Consider the following 19480-nt stretch of genomic DNA (forward strand, 5'->3'; position numbering starts at 1 on the left):
GATCAGGCCAGACCGAGGCGCTCGGCCGCCGTCACCGCGTCGACCGGGACGGTGACCGGCTGCGGGGCGCCGGCGACGGCCCAGTCGGGGTCCTTGAGGCCGTTGCCGGTGACGGTGCACACGATGCGCTGCCCCGGGTCGACCTTGCCCTGCTCGGCCGCCTTCAGCAGACCGGCGACGGACGCGGCGGACGCCGGCTCGACGAAAACGCCCTCCTGCGCGGCCAACAGCCGGTAGGCGCGCAGGATTTCACGGTCCGTCACCTCATCGATGAGGCCGCCGGACTCGTCCCGCGCGGCCAGGGCGTACTGCCAGGAGGCGGGGTTGCCGATGCGGATCGCGGTGGCGATGGTCGACGGGTCCTTGACGATCTCGCCGCGCACGATCGGGGCGCTGCCGGATGCCTGGAAACCCCACATTCGCGGGGTGTGCGTGGCGGTGCCGTCGGCGGCGTACTCCTTGTAGCCCTTCCAGTACGCGGTGATGTTGCCCGCGTTGCCGACCGGGAGGACGTGGATGTCGGGGGCGTCGCCCAGCATGTCGACGATCTCGAAGGCGGCCGTCTTCTGGCCCTCGATGCGCACGGGATTGACCGAATTCACCAGCGCCACAGGGTAGTTGTCGCTGAGCGCGCGGGCGAGGGTGAGGCAGTCGTCGAAGTTGCCGTCGACCTGGAGGATCTTGGCGCCGTGCACGAGCGCCTGCCCCATCTTGCCGAGCGCGATCTTGCCCTGCGGGACGAGAACGGCCGAAACCATGCCGGCCCGCACGGCGTACGCGGCGGCGGAGGCGGACGTGTTGCCGGTGGAGGCGCAGATCACAGCCTTCGCGCCCTCCTCCTTGGCCCTGGTGATGGCCATGGTCATGCCGCGGTCCTTGAAGGACCCCGTGGGGTTCGCGCCCTCCACCTTGAGGTGGACCTCGCAGCCCGTGCGCTCGGAGAGCACCTGCGCGGGCACGAGGGGCGTGCCGCCCTCGCGGAGCGTCACGACCGGCGTGGTGTCGGATACCGGCAGCCTGTCCCGGTACTCCTCGATGATTCCGCGCCACTGGTGGGTCATTGCTGGTTACTCTCCTTCAACCCGCATGATGCTGGCGACACCCCGCACGGTGTCGAGCTTGCGCAGCGCCTCGACGGTCCCGCTCAGGGACGCGTCGGACGCGCGGTGGGTGACGACGACGAGAGAGGCCTCGCCGTCCTTGCCCTGCTGCCGAACCGTATCGATCGAGACACCGTGCTCTGCGAACACGGTCGCGACCTGGGCGAGAACACCCGGTTTGTCGGCCACGTCGAGGCTGATGTGATACCGGGTGACGACTTCACCCATCCCCGACACGGGCAGCGCGGCATACGCCGACTCGCCGGGCCCCGTTGCCCCGCTGAGTCGGTTGCGGCAGACGGCGACGAGGTCGCCGAGCACGGCGGAGGCGGTGGGCGCACCACCCGCACCGGGTCCGTAGAACATGAGCTGCCCGGACGCGTCGGACTCCACGAACACGGCGTTGTACGCGCCGCGCACGGAGGCGAGCGGGTGGCTCAGCGGAATCATGGCGGGGTGCACGCGCGCGGTGACCGATCCGCCGTCCTGCGCCCGCTCGCAGATGGCGAGCAGCTTGATGGTGCAGCCCATGTTCTTCGCCGAGGCGAAGTCGGCGGCGGTGACCTCGGTCATGCCCTCGCGGTAGACGTCGTCGAGACGCACCCGCGAGTGGAAGGCGATGCCGGCGAGGATGGCGGCCTTGGCGGCGGCGTCGAAGCCCTCGACGTCGGCGGTGGGGTCGGCCTCGGCGTATCCGAGCGCCGTGGCCTCGTCGAGGGCCTCCTGGTACCCCGCCCCCGTGCTGTCCATCTTGTCGAGGATGAAGTTGGTGGTGCCGTTGACGATGCCGAGCACCCGGTTGACCTTGTCGCCGGCGAGGGACTCGCGCAGCGGCCGGATCAGCGGGATCGCGCCGGCGACGGCGGCCTCGTAGTAGAGGTCCTTGTCGTGCTGCTCGGCGGCGGCGTGGAGAGCGGCGCCGTCCTGGGCGAGCAGCGCCTTGTTCGCGGAGACGACGGACGCGCCGTGCTCGAAGGCGGTGGTGATGAGGGAGCGGGCGGGCTCGATGCCGCCGATGACCTCGACCACGACGTCGATGTCGCCGCGTTTGACGAGGGCGGTCGCGTCGGTGGTGACGAGGCTCGGGTCGATGCCCTCACGGACCCGGTCGGGCCGCCGCACGGCCACGCCCGTCAGCTCGACGGGCGCCCCGATCCTGGCGGCGAGGTCGTCGGCGTGCGTCGTCATGATGCGCGCCACCTCTGAGCCGACAACCCCACAGCCCAGCAGCGCCACCTTCAGCGGACGCGTACGCATCATCCGACCTCGTTTCCTCATACCGTCTACGGTTGGACCAGTCTCACTCACCGGACGGGAGTTTCTATCCCATGTCCGGATCGTGAGACATCTATTTCATTTGTACGGGGGTGGAAGACAGGAGATCTTCCACCCCTCCGTTTTGTGCGTCAGCCGACGTCGAGACGCAGCAGGTCGTCCTCCGTCTCGCGGCGGACGATGACGCGGGCCTCGCCCTCCTTCACGGCGACGACGGGTGGCCGGAGCACGTGGTTGTAGTTGCTGGCCATGGACCGGCAGTACGCACCCGTGGCCGGCACGGCGATGAGGTCACCGGGCGCCAGGTCGGACGGCAGGAACGCGTCCTTGACGACAATGTCCCCACTCTCGCAGTGCTTGCCGACGACGCGCGCGAGCATCGGCTCGGCGTCCGAGGTCCTGGACACGAGGGCGACGCTGTACTCGGCGTCGTACAGCGCGGTCCGGATGTTGTCCGACATGCCGCCGTCGACGGAGACGTACGTCCGCAGCCCGTCGAGAGGCTTGATGGTGCCGACCTCGTAGAGCGTGAAGGCGGTCGGCCCGACGATGGCACGACCGGGCTCGACGGAGATGCGCGGGGTGCGCAGCTTGGCGCCCTCGCATTCACGGGTCACGATCTCGGTGAGGGCCTTGGCGATCTCGTGGGGTTCGCGAGGGTCGTCATCGCTGGTGTAGGCGATACCGAGGCCACCGCCGAGGTCGATTTCCGGCAGCTCCACGCCGTGCTCGTCGCGAATGTCCTTCAGCAGCCCGACAACCCGATGGGCGGCGACCTCGAAGCCGGACATGTCGAAGATCTGCGACCCGATGTGGGAGTGAATGCCGATCAGCTCGAGCCCGTCGAGCTGAAGCGCGCGCCGCACGGCCTCGGCGGCCTGCCCGCCGGCCAGCGGGATCCCGAACTTCTGGTCCTCGTGCGCGGTGGCGATGAACTCGTGGGTGTGCGCCTCGACTCCGACGGTGATACGGATCTGCACGCGCTGCCGCTTGCCCAGCGACTGCGCGATGTGCGCGACCCGGACGATCTCCTGGAAGGAGTCGAGGACGATACGCCCGACTCCGGCGCGGACGGCCCTGTCGATCTCGTCTGCCGACTTGTTGTTGCCGTGGAAGGCGATGCGTTCGGCGGGCATGCCGGCGGAGAGGGCGGTGGCGAGTTCGCCGCCGGAGCAGACGTCGAGGTTGAGCCCTTCCTCGTGCAGCCACCGCACGACGGCACGGGAGAGGAAGGCCTTGCCGGCGTAGAAGACGTCGGCATCGGCCCCGAAGGCGCTGCGCCAGGCACGCGCCCGGGCCCGGAAGTCGGCCTCGTCGAGCACGTAGGCGGGGGTGCCGTACTGCTCGGCGAGGGTCTTCACGTCGATGCCGGCGACGGTGACCACTCCGTCCTCGTCACGGGTGACGGTCTCGGCCCACACCTTGGGGTCGAGGACGTTGAGGTCGGTGGGCGGGGCGGAGTAGTGGCCCTCGGGGAGGACGTCGGCGTGACGGGGCCCGGCGGGGTGTGCGGAACGGCTCATGTCAGATCTCTTCTTGGCTCTTCGTGGCTCAGAGGTGGTCGGGTGCGTCGATGCCGAGCAGGGACAGGCCGCCGGCCAGCACCGTCCCGGCGGCTTCGGCGAGCGCGAGCCGGGCACGGTGGGCGGCCGAGGGTTTCTCGTCGCCACGCGGAAGCACGGTGGGCACTACGGCGAGGACGGCATCGGCGACGGTGACGAGATGCCGGGCCAGGCTGTCGGGCGTGCGGTGTGCTGCCGCACGGGCGAGGACGCGGGGGTGGTCGGCGAGGGCGGCGAGAAGGACGGCGGTGTCCTCTCGTACGTCTGCCTGTGCCTCTTCCGGTTCTTGTACGTCTCCGGGCTCGGAGGTGAAGCCCAGGTCGGCGGCGTTACGGCTGAGGGCCCGGGTGCGGGCGCAGGCGTAACGGACGCGGAAGAGAGGGTTGCTCTCACGCTGGACCAGGTGATCGGCGGTGATACGGGGCCGGTCGTGGGCGGCGGGATGCAGCAGCGCCCAACGGGCGGCGTCGGGGCCGAGGAGGGCGGGGTCGTCGGGGGCGGGGACGGGCCGGAGGTTCGCGGGCTCGCGGTGGTCGACCTCGACGCGACCGCCCTGGGAACCGACGATGCGGGTGAGCGCATCGGCGATGACTTCGGCTCGGATCTCGTACGGGATGCGCAGTTCGACGACGTGCCCGGCGAGGGTGTCGCTGTGTCCGTACGCCATGCCCTCACGGAGGATCTCGCTGGTGAGGGCGGCCGCCGATGCCGCTGCGCCCTGCAGGCTGATGTTGATGAACCCGGGCCCGGTGACGACGACGTCGGCGACACCGGCTGTCCGGGCGAGGTGCTGCTGCAGGATCTCGGCGACGCGCAGGGGCGGCTGCCCGGCGGGCCGGGCGAGCTGGAGGGCGATGTTGGTGGCGTAGTCGCCACAGCCACCCGGACCGGGTGGCGCGACAACGGCCCGTTGCGGTACGGCCACGCTCAGCTCCCCCTCGTCGACAGCACGACGCACCGCGCGCAGCACGGTGCGGGAGAGCTCGACGGGGGTCACGGGACAAGCGTATGGGAGGAGGGGGGTGGGTAGGCGAGCCGGTTTGGGCGAGGGTCCGGGATGTGGACGGGCCGTGGACCGGGTGAACCGGTGAGCACTGGGCCCGCGTCAGCCGCCGGCGCGCCCGGCCCGCTCCGCCTCACCGACCCCGAGCACACTCCCGACCCCGTGCTCACCACCCTCTTCTCCCCTACCCCTGCCACGCCCGCTCCGCTCGATCAACTGCTGTACGAGGCGCACGAGTTCGGCAGGCTCGAAGGGCTTGGCGAGGAAGGCGTCGACACCGACGTCCAGGCCGGTGTCGACCTCGTACGAGGTGCAGGCACTGACGATGGCGAGGGGCAGGTCACGGGTCCGCGGATCGGCCCGAAGCCGGGCGGCGGTACGAAGGCCGTCGAGGTGGGGCATGACGACATCGAGGGTGACGACATCGGGCCGCACCTGATGAACGACATCCAGACACTCGGCACCGTCAGCCGCGGTCACCACCTCGAAACCCTCCAGCTCGAGATTGACCCTGATCAGCTGCCGGATGACCTTGTTGTCGTCCACAACAAGCACCCGACCCGACGCGCCTGGCACAACTCGAGAGTAGGTCCGGACCGGCCACCGCGTCCGGGTTTTCCCTACTTCTGGCACTTGCGGGGGACGGGGGGTGCTTGTGGGTGCGGGTGCCGGATCGGGCGGGGGGCGGGGGGATGCGCGGGATGTGGCAACGCCGGGGGCGACGTCAGGGGGCTGCCGTGTGGGCGGCAGGAGGCGGGGCCGGGTACGACGTCAGGCGGCGACTGCGGGGCAGCGTCGGAGGCAACGCCAGGGGGTGGCATTGAGGCAACGGGGTGCGGTGGCGAGGGGGTGGCAGCGAGGCCAACGCCGGGGGCGGTGGCGAGGGGTGATGCCCCGAGCGACGTCGGAAAACCCGTTCATGAACACCCCGGATCAGCTGGTAGGGTTCTACCCGTCGCCGCACACAACGCAGCAGACACGCCCCCGTAGCTCAGGGGATAGAGCAACGGCCTCCGGAGCCGTGTGCGCAGGTTCGAATCCTGCCGGGGGCACTCGCCAGTCAGCCAGCAAAAATCATGCTCTGACCTGTGCGGATGCCGACATGAGAGAGCGGGAGTCAGTCTCACTGACTCCCGCTCTTTCTCGTTGTCTCTCACCGTTCACGCACCATCTGCGATACACGCGCTACACCCTCAGTGTCCGCAGTCGCCCACGACCAACCACACGGCCTTCCTGAACCGTCGGCGCTACCAGGCACCTTCTGCCATCATCCAACAATGGCCGCAAATCAGGACCCATCGCCTCGCTCGGCCAGAAAACGCATGCTACCCACGAAGCAGACCGAGCGAGCTGCCGTCAACGCGACGAGGGCATTCTTGGAGAATCATGAGTGCGTCGTCCAAGAGGTGGATACCGGAAACGACTACGGGAAAGATCTCCTCGTAGACCTCACCGAGAATCTTGAGATAACTGGCGAGTCCATAGCCATCCAAGTAAAGGGGGGCGCAAGTTTCTTCCGATCAGGCAATTGGGGAATTCCTGCCAAGTCTGCGGATTTGCGCTTGTGGCTCGATTCATCCATACCCATTTTCGGGTTAGTGCACGATCCCACTGCGAATGAGATTCACTGGATGAACCTCAGCGCCTATGTGCGCGAGGACATGGTGGCTTACCGCGATTTTAGACCGACGGGAAAAAGCGGGCAGGGTGCAGCGAACGAACTAACAGGCCACTTCGTAGTTTTCCCGAAGGGACAAATACTCACCCATGAGACGTGGCCGCACTTCCGAGAATCGGCACGAACTTACTTGGTGAGATCTGGAGGGCACACTCTCCTCAACCTCCTAGACGTCGACCCGGGGAAACAAGAAGCAGCCGTGGCAGACTGCTTCGCACTGGGACGCGGTGACGTGCGTGCACTCTTGATGGTAAGGCAATTGATCGAGCGACTTCCCGGTCAAGCTCTGTGCCTAGCCGTGAGAGTACTCTCCCACTGCATCAGCCATCCCGATATTTTCTGGCACGAAGGCAACTGGATCCCGCAAAGCACTCGAAAATCAATCGCCTCGACTTTCTCGTGGACGCCTCGGGAAATCTTCCACACGATCAGGGAAGTGGATACACAGGACGAGCTACAAAAATGGCAAAGAGGGTCCAGCGGACAATGCCTTTTCCTGATCCTACTTGCAGACAAAGAGCTTACTGCGAAAATACCAGAGGCAGTACAGATAGCCTGTTCAGCAGACGAGACGCAAGTTGCCGTCATAATGCTTTATCTACACCAATACGTCATGGCAACTGAATCCAAGCCGAAAGAAAAGCTGCTGGAAGCGATCGAAGAGATCGTGGATACCAACCCGAAACTCGAAGGCGAACTCCTGACTTGGGAGCTCCACGGGATCATCGCAGAGCACGGATGGGCAGACATCTTCTAGGATCAGCAGTGATTTGAGGAAAGCAAGAAGCTTTCCTCAAATCACTGGGTACTAGTCCCCGTCCTCTCTCAGCGCCAAATCAATTCGGGCATTAGCCATTTCCTCGTGGCCATCGATGCAGCCGTGGTATCGGCGGTGGATCACCTCGGGCGAGTTGCCGACCCGCCGGGCCACCTCCGCGATCGGCACCCCGGCGTTCAGCCACCGCGTGATGCAGGCGTGCCGTAGGTCGTACGGACGTCCGGCCAGCGGTGAGGCGACGCGCTCAGGCGGGAGCGCGTACTCCCGTGCTTCCTCCCACACTCGCCAGTAGGTAGATGAGCCGACCACTCCCCCGCGCTCGTTGCCGAACACTCGCCCTTCCTTGGCCGTGCCGAACGTCTTCCGGTGCGTCTCAAGGATGGCGATCAGGACGGGCGGGATAGGCACCGGGCGATCCTTGGTGGCTTCCCTTGCCTTCAAGCCCCGGCGGTCGTGCCGCTCGCCCGAGTCGGTCCACTGCTTCCCAGAGACGGGGCGCGTCTCGCGCAGCGTCAACGTGCCCCATCCGGTCTCCGGGAGGTGGCAGTCCGACCACCTGAGCCCAACCGCTTCGGCGGGGCGAAGGCCGGCGTAGTACAGGACCGCGTAGAAGGCCACCAGGCGGCGCCCTCGGCAGCGATCCCACGATCCGACGTAGGAGACAGCCGTAAGCAACTGCCGGGCCTGTATGGCGTTCACGAGCACGCGGCGGTCCACCACGTCGTTGGAACCGACGTGCTTACGACGGGCCCGCTGAAGCGGGTTCTCCGGAAGATCTCCGGCGACCACGGCGTATTCGAGGGCTGTGTTGAGAGTGCGGCGACGTCGCCTGTACGTGTCACCCGCCGCTGGGGTGCCGTCCAGCTTGTAGCTCAGGCGGTACAGCACGCCCTCGAACACCTCGGGGTTGGTCAAGTCCCCCAGCGGTCGGCCTGTCGTTGTGATCCAGTCGTACGCGGCCTTGAGTTCGGCCGGCGGCTTCTCCCCTGCGTTCGCGGGGACGACCGACCACCGGAAGGCCAGCCGCAGGTCTTCGTCGTCGGGAGCGCCATCCCCGTGCCCGACCATGGCGAGCGTCACGGCTGCGAGGCTGTCCGCCATGCCCTCACGGGTCTTGGCCGCGCTCGTGCGCCAGCGTCCAGCCACGTACTTCCGGCAGAACTCGAACCAGCGCAACCGCGGCTTGTCCACCGCTTCAACGGCTTCAGCCGCCGCTCGGACTTCGGACTCAGGCTGTCCGCTTTCGATCTCGAAAGCCTCGCCCCGGCGCATGGCCTGCCACAGCTCGTTGCGCCGGTTTTCGGCAAGCGTCGAGGTGGCGAAGGTTGCACTGCTCACCTTCCCTCCCACGACCCATCGGAGTTGGTAGGGCCGCGCCTTCCGGTTGAGCTTCGAGACCTTCCACAGCCGGACGTCGAGGGAGTACCCGGGCCTGGCCGATCCGTGGGGGCGAAGGGTCTGAGCGTCGTTCTCGTTGCTCACGCAGCGTCCTCCCGCTCCGCGAGCCACCGCTCGTACTCGGATCGACGAATGCGAACGTCCCCGTTCGGCAGCTTGATCGAACGGGGCGCCTTTCCGAGTTGGCGCCACCGGTAGAAGGTGGACGGGGCGACCTTGAGATCAGTAATGACCTCTTTGACGGTCATCTTTTCGTCCCGTGTACGCGCACTCATTCCGCCATCCCTTCGGCTTCGGCAGAACCGGACAGGCCGGACAGCCCCGATTTCGACTGTCCGGGGCGTTCGGGCTGGTCAGGTGGGGTAGCCGGACAGTCGGACAGCTCGGACACCTCCGGTACGCCCTGTGTCCGGGTCTCGGTGTCCGGGTAGTAGCGGCCGCTGCCGTCCCTGGTGAGCTGTCCGTCGGCGGCCATGCGGGAGCAGGTGCGGCGGATGGTGTCGATGTCGACCTGCGGCAGGTCTCCGGCGATGTCCTTCGGCTTCGCCCCGGGATTGGCACGGACGTGCCGCAGGATCGCGGCGCGGGTGTCGCCCACGGTGTGATCGGAGACCGGGCCGTCCAACAGGTGCCAGGCTCCGGAGGCGGCTTGGAACTGAAGCGCATACTCGGCTTCGTCCACGTCCCGGCCGGTGACGTGCAGAATGCCGTCTGCCTGCCCGCGGGCCCGCTTGAGTACGAGCGTGGCGTCCGCAGCGCCCGCGATGCCGTTGGTCCCGGAGACCTCTGTGAGGAAGTCGTCGGAGCCTGCCTTACGGACGTGGTGGACGAGGACGACGGCGATGCCGTAGTGGTCTGCGAGCCGCTTGGCGTAGCCGACGGAGACGTAATCCGCGTCGTACGCGGACACCCCTTGCGGGGCTTGGCCGCGCATCTTGGCGAACACGTCGATGACCACCATGCGGGCATCGGGGTTGCGGTCCAGCCACTGTGCGATGGCCTCGGTGCCGCCCTGGGGGAAGGGCGGGCATTCGGTGACCAGGGTCAGGCCGGCCGGGGCCTGTTGTCCGCCCAAGAGTTTGCCCATGCGGGTCTGGAGGCGGCGCGGGGTGTCTTCGAGGGCGAGGTAGAGCACCGGGCCGCCCTGGACGGGCACGGAGTCGAACGCCTGACCTCCGGCCGCGACCGCGAGCCCGAGCCCGAGGGAGAGCCAGGACTTGCCGACCTTGGGCGGTCCGGCGAGCAGGCTGACCCCTTCGGCGAGGATGCCGGGCACAGCCCATTTCGGCTCGGGGAAGTGCGCGGCCATGAGCTGATCGGCCGTCCATGCGGTCCGTGGGCGCTCCCGCTTCGGCGCCGCCGCTGCCGGGGGTTGCGGGTCGCTGGGCACGGAGTACAGGTGCAGCGGGGGAATCGGGTTGGTGCTCATGCCGCGACCCTTCGGGGGCGGTTGGCTCCGGCTCGCAGGCCGGAGGCGATAGTGCGCCGCGCCTCGCGCTCGCCCTGTCCGACTTGCAGCGCGGCGGAGAGGAGCCAGCCGGTCACGTCGGCCTCGCTCAGCTCGCCCCCGGCGACGAGCTGCCCGAGGGCGACCGAGGCGAGGTAGAGCGCGGTGTTGTGCTGGTGCTCGCCAGAGCCGGAGACGCGCGCCAACTCGCCGTTCACCGCGGCGCTCAGGAACGCGGTGCGCCGATCGCGGGTCGCGAGCGCGACCGTGATGGGTCGCTGCGGGGGCAGTGGCGCGGGGCGCAGCAACTTCGTGAGCCACGTGGGCAGCGGTGCGACGGCAGCGCCATGGACGGTCGCGTACGGCTGACCGTTGACGGTGCTGCCCGCGGCCACTACGTAGCCGCCTGCCGCGCGGGTGTCGACCTTCCAGCCGAGCTTGCCTGCTGTGTTGCGCAGCGGCTCGCCCTCGGGGGTGGCGAAGTACAGGTGCGTGCCGCCGCTGGGTGTCTTCACGACGTGCGTGTCCGGGGTGAGTTCGCGGATGCCGTCGTGCGGCTCGTACGTCACGAGGTGGCTGTCCCAGTGGTGCCGCTGGCACAGGGCGAAGAACACCCCCATGCCGTCGCGGATGTCCGGGTGGGTCCATTCGGCCGGCGGTGTGTCGTCCGGGCCTTTGGGGGTGTCGAGGTCGACGACGACCAGGCCGGAAGGTCCGGTGGCGATGCCGATGTTGTAGGGGGCGTGCGTCCAGCAGCGGGTGATGCGTTCCGGGTCAGTGGTGGCGCGCTGTTCCCAGGCTGTGATGGCGGGGCGCTTGTCGCCGGGCCGGAGGGGGAAGACGTGCCAGCCGCGCGACGCAGCGTCAAGCGCAGAGGTGAGCTGGGCAGTGCCGTCCGGGTGCGGCATGCTGGGGTTCTCCTGTTCTGTCTTCGGATGGGCAGGGAGAACCGCGGCGGCGGGCGACCTTGCTGGGGAGTCCCGCCGCCGCGGCGTTGCTAGTGGTTCTTGGCCCAAGCTGCGTATTGCTGCCGGGTGTAGTGGCGCGGGTCGCAGATGACGGCTGTGTCGTCCAGGTCCATCAGGCGTTGTGCGGCTCGGGTGGCGAGGTCGGCCGCGTCGCTGGTGTCTCGGTCGGCTTCATCGCTGAGCGCGATCCGGTCCAAGAGGGCGGCTTTGCGAAGCCAGTACTCGCGGTGCAATCCGTCGTGGTACGGCATGTCGGCCGCGGTGCGGGCCGTCCATCCGATCTCGCTGACGATGCTCGGGGCGAGCGCGTACGCCTGCTCCGGCGTGGGCCACGGCTTCGGCTCGGGGCAGTGATCGGCACTGACGTACAGGCGGGTGCGCTGACCGTCGCGGGTGGGGTGCTGGCGCACGGGCCCGGCGGTGAACGCCTCGGACAGGGCCTGACTGACGCGGTCGCTGTCGGTCGGGTCGCAGATGATGCGGATCTCGAACATGGCTTCCTCTGTCTCCCTCGGGGTCAGTGCGTGCGCTGCGGGTTGGGGTTGTTGAGCCGTCGGGCGGCGGCGTCCAACTTGGCGGTCAGGGCGGCGGGCGGGGCGTCGCTGAATGCGTGCAGGGCGACGGCGGCGGCGATGATGACGTCGCACAGTTCGTCGGCTACGTCCGCCGCAGTGTGGGTGGTGCCCTTGCGCGGGTTCTGGCCGGTCATGCCGATGTAGGCGGCGGACGCCTCGCCGGTCTCCTCAACGACCTTGATCAGGCGCATCGCCCTCTCGTGCTCGCCCTCGCCGTTGGCGGCATCCAAGGCGGTGACGATGCGGCCGACGACGGGCCACAGGATCGCGCTCATGCGGACTTCCTCTCGGTGGTAGGCAGTTGCAGGGTCATGGGCTCGGGTGCGGCTCGCTTGGGCAGCTGCCGCACGGTGGTCTGTTTGCTGGTGGTGGGTGCGTCGTCGTGGAAGCGCTGTGTGCCCAGATCGCGGGTCCCTGCCCGGTAGCGGGGAGCCTCGGGGTGGGCGTGGTTCCACTGCTCCGCGCATACCTTGTGGACCGGCTCTTGGGTGTGTGAGCGCATCGGCGTGGGCTTGCCGCACAGAGCGCAGGTCAGGTCTTCGAACCGGTCGAAGTGCGCCGCGTCACGCCAGATCAGGAGTCGCACAGCGGGCCCCTGTCACGTGTCCCGGTGGTGCGCGGGCAGCTCGGGCAGTCCCGCACGCTCCAGGGCGGCGGGGTCGAAGCCGGGCAGCGCAGCGCGGGTGACGAGGGCGGCGGCGAGCTGTTCGGCGTAGGCGGCGCCGCTGCGGGCGACCTCAACTTGTGTGGTGCCGCGGATGGTCTCGACGCGTTCGACGTGGGCGCGTTCCTCGCGCCGGTCGCTCACGTGCCGCTCGTACGCCACGCGCTCACGGCGGTCGGTGCGCCAGTACCGGGCGGCGAGCCCGTAGGCGATGGCTGTGGCGAGCACGCACAGCAACAGGGGCAGGGAGAGTCCGTCGGCGTATCCGGCGACTCCGGCGAGGGCGAGCCCACCGGAGGCGGCGAACGCGGTCCCGGCGATGACGCTGTCTCCGGCGCGGCCGACGCTCGCGCACGCGCCGGCCGCCGCGGCGGCGAGGGAGAGCGCGGTCATCAGCACGGCGTTGCCGACGGAGTGTTCGGCGCCGTTGGCGTTCCAGATGCGGGCCAGGATCAGCACGGTGGAGGTGGCGAGGGCGGGCGCCGCCTTGGGCGCGATGATGGCGAGCCAGTGTCGGGCGATGATCTGTTCGTTCATGGCCGGACTCCTCACAGTTGCGGGATGGCGTTGATGACGGCGGCGGCGAGCTGGTTGATGGGTCCGGCGGCGCCTGTGGAGGCGAGGAAGAAGCCGAACCCGGCGGCGATGAACGCGGAGCCGTAGCCAAGGGACTTGGAGCGCAGTAGGAAGAACAGGACGAGTCCGAAGAGCAGGACCAGGGAGACGGTCACGGCCATGGGTGGTGCCTCCTTCGGGTGGTGGGGCGTGGTGGTCAGTGGGTGCCTTCGCGGTAGATCCGCTGAGCGCGGTTGAAGAGCCAGCGCCCGGCGCGTATGCGCTTGCCGGTGGCCTTGCAGCGGCGGCAGCTCTTGCCGCGCTTGGGCCGTCCTTTGCGGTCGGTGGTCGTGGCGAAGCCGAAGCCGTGGCACTTGCGGCAGGTGCCGAACGGGCTGCCTGCACAGACAGCGGCGTAACCGAGCGTGATGGCGAGCAGGCAGGCGGTAGCAAGGGCGATGAGGGGCATCGGGGGCCCTTTCTCGGGGTTTTCGGGGTTTGGGCAGGTGGGGTGCTATCCGCTAGTTCGCTGATCAGGTGCTACATGGGGTGCTAGCGGGGGTGCTACCGGTAGCAGGTCACCCCGCTACCGGTAGCAGTCGGCCCGGCTAGGCGGCGCCCCGATTTTCGTCACGTTCCGCAATCACCTTGGTGAGGTCGTCCCGGACGATGCCGCGGCGCGTGGTGCGCTCGCCGTCGTCGGTCATCCCCGCCACACCGCGGGTTGTGATGCCGTGCGGCTTGAGCGCACTGGTGACGTTCTCGCCCTTCCAGCCGCCGTAGACCTCCGGCCGCAGCTCTGCCAGCCGGGCGGCGATGCGCTCGTTCCACACCCGTTCCTCGGTCGGCGGGACGACCGCGGCGACGTCGGCGAGCAGGTCGTACGACGGGCCAGTCGTGCTCTCGGCTTCCTCTCCGAGCGCGTGCCCGGACAGCGTGCCCTCCGCCTTGCGCAGCGCGAGCGCGCGCTGAGCGATGGCGTGCGTGGCGTTGTCGTCCAGGTAGGCGGTGCGCACCACGACCGGCAGCGCCGTCGCGCCGGCGAGGTAGCCGTTACCGGCGTCGATCTCCGGGCGGAACGAGGTCGCCCGTACGCCGTTCTTGTACGCGGACGTGCCAAGGATCATGTCGTTCTCGACCTGTCCGGCGACCTTGAGGGCGAAGCGGATGGACACGTTGCCGCTGATCCCGGTCGGGAGCGAGTCTTTGTCGGGGCGCTGCGTGGCCAGGATCAGGATGACCCCCAGCGCGCGGCCCAGCTTGATGATGAACTCGGCATCGTCACCAGCCTGTTTGCCGTACTTGGGGTGGGCGAACAGGTTCTGGCACTCATCGAACACACCGACCAGCGGCCACAGCTTCAGCGAGCGCTTGTCGGCAATCTGCCGGGTGATGCGCTTGTCCGGGCACAGGTCCCGCGGCAGCTTCTTGATCGCAGCCGCACGGCGCATGACCTCCGCACGCAGCAACTTCAGGGAGTCAGCCGCGTACTTGATCGAGTCGTCGTCGATGCCGGAGACGAACCGATGCGAGACGCATTCGAGGGAGTCCAGGTCACCGGTGCCCTTGTTCTCGTGCAGCCACAGTTCTACCGACGGGTCCAGGGCGGCGCCGCAGGCCAGCACGCGCACCGAGGCGGTCTTGCCCTGGCCGGGCAGCGAGCCGATCAGGATGTTGTGCTGGATCATCGGCACCGACTGAGCCCGCCCGCGCGGGTCGATGCCGAACGGGTTGCGCTTGAAAATGTCGTGCCGACGGGCGTTGGCCAGCTGCCACTTGACGATGCCGGTCTTGGACAGGTCCCTGTCCCCCACCCACAGGATCAGGCGCCCCTCGTGCTCGTTGGGGTCGGCGTCCGGCCACACGCACCCGAGCGGGCGGCGCAGACCAGAGGCGAGTCGGGCACGCCGGTCGGCCACATCGGCGACCGTCACACCCAAGGGCAGGTCGATGTCCGCGCGCCAGCCCGGACCCTCGCGGGTGATCGGGGAAACGAACCGGATGCCGTCCAGGCCCTTGGCGACCGCAGTTGCGATCTGGCCGATGCCGATGGACGCCATGGCCTTGACCACGATGTCGCTGGTCAGCTTCTGCACCTCGGTCTTGATGACCGCACGCGTGGCCAGGGGCGCATCGGCCGGCGCTCCGGCGAGCCCGAACCCAAGCACGGCCACCGTGGCGGCGACGACCTGCGTCATCGGCGCCGCGCCGAACACGAGGAACAGGCCCAGCCCGAGGGTGAACAGTCCGCCGAGGACGGTCAGGAGCATCCGCAGCCGGACCCGACGATCCCGCTGGCGCGAAAGCTTCAGGTACAGCTCCGAGTTCTCGCGCCGCGCCTCAGCCTGCCGCAGCGGCTCGCCCTCCGCATCAACGGCCCAACGTCCAATCCTGCCCAGGGTGTTGAGGGCACCGCGCGGGGAGCGCCAGATGAGCTTGGGCACGTACAGGAACGGCACGCGGACCGCGTGGAAGGCGATGGTGTGCCCCACGTGCCCGGCCAGCCAGCGCATCGCCTCGGCGAACTCCGCGCGAGACTTCATCCACACCGGGATGACGTCCAGCCGCTTGGAGTCGCGGATGCGGTCGATCAGACCGGGGCCCGTCCGAGTCGACGCGGGGCGGTCGACCAGAGCCGGGCCGGAGTCGTCCGACTCCCCCGTCTCCGAGTCGGCCGACTCGGTCGGCTGCGGGTCACCCGACCGGTCGGGCCCGGAGTGGGCGGACGCGTCGGTCGTGCCGTTGGGCGACTCGGTGCGGGCGGATCGTGCCTTGTCCAGGTCGACTACGTCGCCCTTGGAGTCGGTGGCCATCTCGGCTTCCAGCCGGTCGAAGAGTTCGTTGTCGTCGTCGGGGTGTTTCACTGAGACTTCCTTCTCTCGGGAGGGATGGCGGGGCCCGGCCGCTGCTTTGGTCGGTTGAGACCGGGCCCCGTGCGGGTTATGCGGCGCGCTGTTCCTCGGGGTGGGCGCAGAGGATGCACATCCCGAGCGAGGTCGGGAGGCAGTAGTCGTAGGTGATCCGGCACTTGGGGCAGGTGCGGCGGGCGAGCATCGCCAGGGCGAGCGCCCCGCACCTGCGGGAGGTCATCGGCCGGACCGGCTTGGCCAGGTCGATGCGGTACAGGTAGGCCACCTGCACCCCGGCCTTGCGGCCCCGGTGGCGGCGCATCACCTGCGCGGCGATGGGCTGTCCGCCCGGCCGCAGACCGCGGGCCCGGAGCTGTCGACGGGTGGCGTAGCCGTCCGGAGCGAAGCGCCACGGGAACGTGGGAACCCCGAACCTCGTGCCGCTGGGGTCGTAGCACTTGCCGTATGCCCCGGACATCAGGCAGCCGCCTCGGTGCCGTCGCTGTCGTCGTCCACGGGGTGCAGGGAGCGTCCGTCGGCCCGCTCGCGGAGCAACAGGTCCCGCAGCACTCGGGAGTTGGCGGCTGAACAATGCAGCTTGGTGCGGATCGCCTCAGCGTTGATCGCGTCGTCTGACCAGTCCGCCGTGGCCTCCCGCGCCTCGGCCAGCAGTTCGGCCGGGGTTCGCGGCGCCTTCGCTGCCTTGCCCTTGGCTTTGCCGGAGGCGGCTCGCTTGCGCGGCGGCTTGGGCGCCTCCTGCTTCGGCGGCACGGGCGGAACGTCCTCGCTGGCCGGGGCCAGCTCCCCGAGCTTCAACAGCACCCGCTCCGGGCGGGGCGTCTTCGAACGCCACCGCCGACCGTGCCGTTCTCGAAGCTCCGCGCGGGCCAACTGCCGCTCCCGCTCCCGCTTCAGCCCGTCGGAGTAGGAAGTGATCTCCCACAGCGTCATGCGGCGCCACAGGGCGAACGTCGACAGCGGGGCGAGCAGCCAGCGGGAGAAACGAACCTTCTCCATGCGCCGGCCGGTGGCGGCGCCGATCCGTACGGCGTAGACGTGCGCGCCGATCTCGGAGAACACCACCCACAGCAGCGGCATCGTGCCGTGCGCCACCTTCGCCCACAGCGTGTGCCCGGCGGCGACGTTCAGCCCGCACGTGATCAGGGTGAGCGCCCAGGGCACGAACCGCACCCAGGCGAGCGCCATGTCCATCCGGATCAACAGCAGGTTGGCCACGGTGAACACCGGAATGGCCACGTCGATGCCGACCGGCAGCATCCACGGCTCACCAAAACCCCAACGGGTCGCGGCGGCCGACACCGCGTCGAATGAGGCGATCAGCCCCAGGGCACCGACACCCGCCGCGGCGAGCGCGCCAAGTCCGGCAAGGCCCATCTCCGGCTTCGTCAGCGGCGGAACCGCCGGGCGCCCCGTCTCGGTTGCGGTCGTCATGCCGCCGCTCCCTTCCGGGAGGACCGGCGACGGCTCACCAAGCGCGCCAGCGGGACGACGTTGAACAGCTCCGGGGCGTGTGCCTCGATCACCTCAGCGGCGATTCGCGCCACGTCGTCCGGCAGGTTGCGGTACTCGGGGTCGGCGAGAATGTCACGCGCCGCGTCCAGACGGGCCGTGCGCTCTTCCTCGGTCTCGCCCTCCACCCCGAGCCACAGCTCAACCGGGGTGCCAAGGGCAAGTTCCACGAAGTCCTCAGCGGATACGGCCTGTTGGTGGCCGACGTACATGCGCATGGTGCTCTCCTGAGTCGATGGGTCAGGGAGAACCGCGGCGCGGGCGACCTTGCTGGGGAGTCCCGCCGCCACGGCAACTCCACGCCTTAAAGCGTGGTGTGTATTACCTACCACTCACGTTGGCAGATCGATTCCGGGCCGTCAAGCGCTCTGCCTTTGAACCCGGACTGCCGGTCTGCCTCGCGGCGATGACTCAACCTTCGTCAACAAGGGGGGAGTTCGGGAGCGTGCACTTGGGGGTGCACTCGTGCACCCCCAAGTGCAAACCCTCTGCACCCCATGGGCTGACCTGCGTAGAGTGACGTTGCGTCAAGCTGGTACTACTGCCGCTCTCTGGGGGTGCGATGGCAGACCGGAACGCCAGGCTGGCCGCGCTCATGCAGGAAGCCGACTTCTCACACAAGTCACTTGCTCGCGCTGTGGTCGCCGCCGCCGCTCGGGCAGGTGAGGACATCACCTGTGACCACACGTACGTGACCAGATGGCTCAAGGGCTCCATCCCGCGCGGCAGCATTCCGCAGTTCATCGCCGACGCCATCGGGCGCAAGTTGGGGCGTCACGTCACGATCGATGACACCGGGATGGGCGAAGCGGCAGTCTCGGCGATCAAACCAGAGTTGGGGCTCGACTTCGCGGACAAGCCGGAGAGCACAGCCAAGACCGTGACCGACCTTTGGCGCGCCGACCTGGCCGACGCTGAGACGCTGGTTCGGGCACTGCCCGACTCAGCGGCTTGGAACACTGCATCTCTGCGCTGGATCGTGGCCCCACCAGACGGAGAGCTGACGCGAGCGGGTAGCCGGGCGGTCGGCGCCGTAGACGTGGACATGGTGCGCTCGACAACCGACGCATTCAGCATCCTCGACGGGAAGTTTGGCGGTGGCCATGCCCGAAGGGCGCTGATTCAATACCTGCACACGGATGTCCGGCCGATGTTGGAAGGCACATATTCCGATGCCGTAGGCAGACAGCTCCACTCTGCTGTTGCCGAAGCGCTCTTGCTCGCTGGATTCATGTCGTACGACAGCGGATTGCACGGCATAGCGCAGCGCTACTTTATCCAGGGTCTACGCATGTCACAGACGGCTGGTGACAGGCTTCTTGGCAGCAGCATTCTCTCTGCGATGAGCCATCAGGCGACGTTCCTGGGGCGATACCGGGATGCCGCGACTCTCGCCCGCGCCGCATACGCAGGCCCGGCCGGCAGCCTGGGGCCAACGATGGCGGCACACCACATCGCGATGGAAGCGCGAGCTCTCGCCCGCCTCGGAGATGGGCGCGGCTGTGACCTCGCTCTTGCAGAGGCAGAGCGGAAGCTCAGCCAGAGGACAATCGACAGCGATCCGCCATACATCGCCTACTTCGATGAGGTGGAACTCTCAGCCGAGATGGGCCATTGTTTCCGTGATCTGGGGCGCTCGATCGAAGCAACGGAGCGCGGTGCAGGATCCATTTTCGGCGATGGCCTCAACAACCGAAGTGACTTCTTTGCGACCATGGTGCAGGCCGAGTCCTACATCATTCACGGCGAGATCGGCCGTGGTTTTGAGTTCGCGCTGAGTGCGCTGCAACTTGGCGAGGGGTTGAAGTCGGCGCGCTGCGTTCAGTACGTGCGTGAGTTCCAAGGGCGCGTCTCGGACGGGATGAGGCAGGCCACGGAGTTTCGTGCATTTGAGGAACAGGCCCGCGGCTTCCGCCTCTGGCAGCGCGTCGGGGCTCGCTCCTAGCCACGCAGGCACGACCTCAACTCGACATCGGTGGCAACCGGGCGCAGACTTGAAGTAGGTGTTGTCGTATCCGGTTAGGGATCTGACACCAGAAGGCCAGCACACACGTGCCTGCGAGATCAGACGCCTCGCGAGGCTACATATTGCCGTTGC

General features: G+C 68.3%; 21 protein-coding genes and 1 tRNA gene. 3 read left to right on the forward strand and 19 right to left on the reverse strand.

The features are described from left to right. Positions 1 to 2 precede the first annotated feature (2 nt). The 5 genes from thrC to OG303_RS17700 all read right to left on the reverse strand — a co-directional run bounded on the left by thrC (position 3) and on the right by OG303_RS17700 (position 5573). Positions 3 to 1061 (reverse strand): threonine synthase, encoded by a 1059-nt coding sequence (thrC, locus tag OG303_RS17680; RefSeq protein ID WP_405869352.1) that lies wholly within the window; start codon positions 1059 to 1061, stop codon positions 3 to 5. A gap of 6 nt (positions 1062 to 1067) precedes the next feature. After that, positions 1068 to 2360 (reverse strand): homoserine dehydrogenase, encoded by a 1293-nt coding sequence (locus OG303_RS17685; RefSeq protein ID WP_405869353.1) that lies wholly within the window; start codon positions 2358 to 2360, stop codon positions 1068 to 1070. Positions 2361 to 2506: 146 nt separating this feature from the next. Further along, positions 2507 to 3898 carry a diaminopimelate decarboxylase gene (lysA, locus tag OG303_RS17690; RefSeq protein ID WP_405869354.1) on the reverse strand — a complete coding sequence of 464 codons (1392 nt, stop codon included), beginning with the start codon at positions 3896 to 3898 and terminating at the stop codon, positions 2507 to 2509. A 28-nt stretch (positions 3899 to 3926) separates the two neighbouring features. Beyond that, positions 3927 to 4934: an ArgS-related anticodon-binding protein NrtL gene (gene nrtL / locus OG303_RS17695; protein ID WP_405869355.1), complete on the reverse strand. Its 1008-nt coding sequence runs from the start codon at positions 4932 to 4934 to the stop codon at positions 3927 to 3929. A gap of 108 nt (positions 4935 to 5042) precedes the next feature. After that, the gene (locus OG303_RS17700) at positions 5043 to 5573 is read right to left on the reverse strand and encodes a response regulator (RefSeq protein WP_405869356.1); all 531 of its coding nucleotides are present in this window, start codon (positions 5571 to 5573) and stop codon (positions 5043 to 5045) included. 347 nt (positions 5574 to 5920) lie between these two features. Here OG303_RS17700 and OG303_RS17705 point away from each other — a divergent pair. Together OG303_RS17705 and OG303_RS17710 are read left to right on the forward strand one after the other, a co-directional pair. Then, a tRNA-Arg gene (locus tag OG303_RS17705) sits at positions 5921 to 5992 on the forward strand. Between the two features lie 225 nt (positions 5993 to 6217). Further along, the gene (locus OG303_RS17710; protein WP_405869357.1) at positions 6218 to 7375 is read left to right on the forward strand and encodes a DUF4365 domain-containing protein; all 1158 of its coding nucleotides are present in this window, start codon (positions 6218 to 6220) and stop codon (positions 7373 to 7375) included. A 51-nt stretch (positions 7376 to 7426) separates the two neighbouring features. Here OG303_RS17710 and OG303_RS17715 read toward each other — a convergent pair whose 3' ends face one another. The 14 genes from OG303_RS17715 to OG303_RS17780 all read right to left on the reverse strand — a co-directional run bounded on the left by OG303_RS17715 (position 7427) and on the right by OG303_RS17780 (position 17600). After that, complete coding sequence (locus OG303_RS17715; protein ID WP_405869358.1) at positions 7427 to 8878, reverse strand: tyrosine-type recombinase/integrase; 1452 nt, start codon at positions 8876 to 8878, stop codon at positions 7427 to 7429. Beyond that, on the reverse strand, positions 8875 to 9069 hold the full coding sequence (locus OG303_RS17720; protein ID WP_120050969.1) for an AlpA family transcriptional regulator: 195 nt from the start codon (positions 9067 to 9069) through the stop codon (positions 8875 to 8877). The genes OG303_RS17715 and OG303_RS17720 overlap by 4 nt, the downstream gene beginning before the upstream one ends. Continuing rightward, positions 9066 to 10223, reverse strand: coding sequence for an AAA family ATPase (locus OG303_RS17725; RefSeq protein WP_405869359.1), 1158 nt, complete (start codon positions 10221 to 10223; stop codon positions 9066 to 9068). Before OG303_RS17725 ends, OG303_RS17720 begins: the two co-directional genes overlap by 4 nt. Then, complete coding sequence (locus tag OG303_RS17730) at positions 10220 to 11149, reverse strand: bifunctional DNA primase/polymerase (RefSeq protein WP_405869360.1); 930 nt, start codon at positions 11147 to 11149, stop codon at positions 10220 to 10222. The genes OG303_RS17725 and OG303_RS17730 overlap by 4 nt, the downstream gene beginning before the upstream one ends. An 89-nt stretch (positions 11150 to 11238) precedes the next feature. Then, complete coding sequence (locus OG303_RS17735; protein ID WP_405869361.1) at positions 11239 to 11703, reverse strand: hypothetical protein; 465 nt, start codon at positions 11701 to 11703, stop codon at positions 11239 to 11241. Positions 11704 to 11726: 23 nt separating this feature from the next. Then, the gene (locus OG303_RS17740) at positions 11727 to 12059 is read right to left on the reverse strand and encodes a MazG-like family protein (protein WP_405869362.1); all 333 of its coding nucleotides are present in this window, start codon (positions 12057 to 12059) and stop codon (positions 11727 to 11729) included. Next, positions 12056 to 12370: a hypothetical protein gene (locus OG303_RS17745; protein ID WP_405869363.1), complete on the reverse strand. Its 315-nt coding sequence runs from the start codon at positions 12368 to 12370 to the stop codon at positions 12056 to 12058. Before OG303_RS17745 ends, OG303_RS17740 begins: the two co-directional genes overlap by 4 nt. Before the next feature lie 12 nt (positions 12371 to 12382). Then, positions 12383 to 12985 (reverse strand): hypothetical protein, encoded by a 603-nt coding sequence (locus OG303_RS17750; protein WP_405869364.1) that lies wholly within the window; start codon positions 12983 to 12985, stop codon positions 12383 to 12385. An 11-nt stretch (positions 12986 to 12996) separates the two neighbouring features. After that, entirely contained in the window at positions 12997 to 13185 is a 189-nt protein-coding gene (locus tag OG303_RS17755) for a hypothetical protein (protein WP_391278978.1), read from the reverse strand. Between the two features lie 35 nt (positions 13186 to 13220). Then, positions 13221 to 13472 carry a hypothetical protein gene (locus OG303_RS17760; protein WP_391278976.1) on the reverse strand — a complete coding sequence of 84 codons (252 nt, stop codon included), beginning with the start codon at positions 13470 to 13472 and terminating at the stop codon, positions 13221 to 13223. A gap of 139 nt (positions 13473 to 13611) precedes the next feature. Then, entirely contained in the window at positions 13612 to 15867 is a 2256-nt protein-coding gene (locus tag OG303_RS17765; protein ID WP_405869365.1) for an FtsK/SpoIIIE domain-containing protein, read from the reverse strand. Between the two features lie 76 nt (positions 15868 to 15943). Next, positions 15944 to 16330, reverse strand: coding sequence for an RRQRL motif-containing zinc-binding protein (locus OG303_RS17770; protein WP_405869366.1), 387 nt, complete (start codon positions 16328 to 16330; stop codon positions 15944 to 15946). Then, positions 16330 to 17304, reverse strand: coding sequence for a DUF2637 domain-containing protein (locus OG303_RS17775; RefSeq protein ID WP_405869367.1), 975 nt, complete (start codon positions 17302 to 17304; stop codon positions 16330 to 16332). The genes OG303_RS17770 and OG303_RS17775 overlap by 1 nt, the downstream gene beginning before the upstream one ends. Next, positions 17301 to 17600 carry a hypothetical protein gene (locus tag OG303_RS17780; RefSeq protein ID WP_405869368.1) on the reverse strand — a complete coding sequence of 100 codons (300 nt, stop codon included), beginning with the start codon at positions 17598 to 17600 and terminating at the stop codon, positions 17301 to 17303. Before OG303_RS17780 ends, OG303_RS17775 begins: the two co-directional genes overlap by 4 nt. Before the next feature lie 377 nt (positions 17601 to 17977). Between OG303_RS17780 and OG303_RS17785 the strand changes: the two genes are divergently transcribed. Further along, positions 17978 to 19327, forward strand: coding sequence for a hypothetical protein (locus tag OG303_RS17785; protein ID WP_405869369.1), 1350 nt, complete (start codon positions 17978 to 17980; stop codon positions 19325 to 19327). Positions 19328 to 19480 lie beyond the last annotated feature (153 nt).

Origin of the sequence: Streptomyces sp. NBC_00005, from assembly GCF_045160215.1 — a bacterium.
Taxonomy (GTDB): domain Bacteria; phylum Actinomycetota; class Actinomycetes; order Streptomycetales; family Streptomycetaceae; genus Streptomyces.

What these genes read in the sequence shown, in the direction of transcription:
- OG303_RS17740 (WP_405869362.1), bottom strand. Translation starts at nt 12,059, where the DNA reads ATGAGCGCGATCCTGTGGCCCGTCGTCGGCCGCATCGTCACCGCCTTG.
- OG303_RS17730 (WP_405869360.1), bottom strand. Translation starts at nt 11,149, where the DNA reads ATGCCGCACCCGGACGGCACTGCCCAGCTCACCTCTGCGCTTGACGCT.
- OG303_RS17750 (WP_405869364.1), bottom strand. Translation starts at nt 12,985, where the DNA reads ATGAACGAACAGATCATCGCCCGACACTGGCTCGCCATCATCGCGCCC.
- OG303_RS17735 (WP_405869361.1), bottom strand. Translation starts at nt 11,703, where the DNA reads ATGTTCGAGATCCGCATCATCTGCGACCCGACCGACAGCGACCGCGTC.
- OG303_RS17720 (WP_120050969.1), bottom strand. Translation starts at nt 9,069, where the DNA reads ATGAGTGCGCGTACACGGGACGAAAAGATGACCGTCAAAGAGGTCATT.
- OG303_RS17685 (WP_405869353.1), bottom strand. Translation starts at nt 2,360, where the DNA reads ATGATGCGTACGCGTCCGCTGAAGGTGGCGCTGCTGGGCTGTGGGGTT.
- OG303_RS17725 (WP_405869359.1), bottom strand. Translation starts at nt 10,223, where the DNA reads ATGAGCACCAACCCGATTCCCCCGCTGCACCTGTACTCCGTGCCCAGC.
- OG303_RS17710 (WP_405869357.1), top strand. Translation starts at nt 6,218, where the DNA reads ATGGCCGCAAATCAGGACCCATCGCCTCGCTCGGCCAGAAAACGCATG.
- lysA (WP_405869354.1), bottom strand. Translation starts at nt 3,898, where the DNA reads ATGAGCCGTTCCGCACACCCCGCCGGGCCCCGTCACGCCGACGTCCTC.
- OG303_RS17755 (WP_391278978.1), bottom strand. Translation starts at nt 13,185, where the DNA reads ATGGCCGTGACCGTCTCCCTGGTCCTGCTCTTCGGACTCGTCCTGTTC.
- OG303_RS17770 (WP_405869366.1), bottom strand. Translation starts at nt 16,330, where the DNA reads ATGTCCGGGGCATACGGCAAGTGCTACGACCCCAGCGGCACGAGGTTC.
- OG303_RS17785 (WP_405869369.1), top strand. Translation starts at nt 17,978, where the DNA reads ATGCAGGAAGCCGACTTCTCACACAAGTCACTTGCTCGCGCTGTGGTC.
- OG303_RS17760 (WP_391278976.1), bottom strand. Translation starts at nt 13,472, where the DNA reads ATGCCCCTCATCGCCCTTGCTACCGCCTGCCTGCTCGCCATCACGCTC.
- thrC (WP_405869352.1), bottom strand. Translation starts at nt 1,061, where the DNA reads ATGACCCACCAGTGGCGCGGAATCATCGAGGAGTACCGGGACAGGCTG.
- OG303_RS17780 (WP_405869368.1), bottom strand. Translation starts at nt 17,600, where the DNA reads ATGCGCATGTACGTCGGCCACCAACAGGCCGTATCCGCTGAGGACTTC.
- OG303_RS17775 (WP_405869367.1), bottom strand. Translation starts at nt 17,304, where the DNA reads ATGACGACCGCAACCGAGACGGGGCGCCCGGCGGTTCCGCCGCTGACG.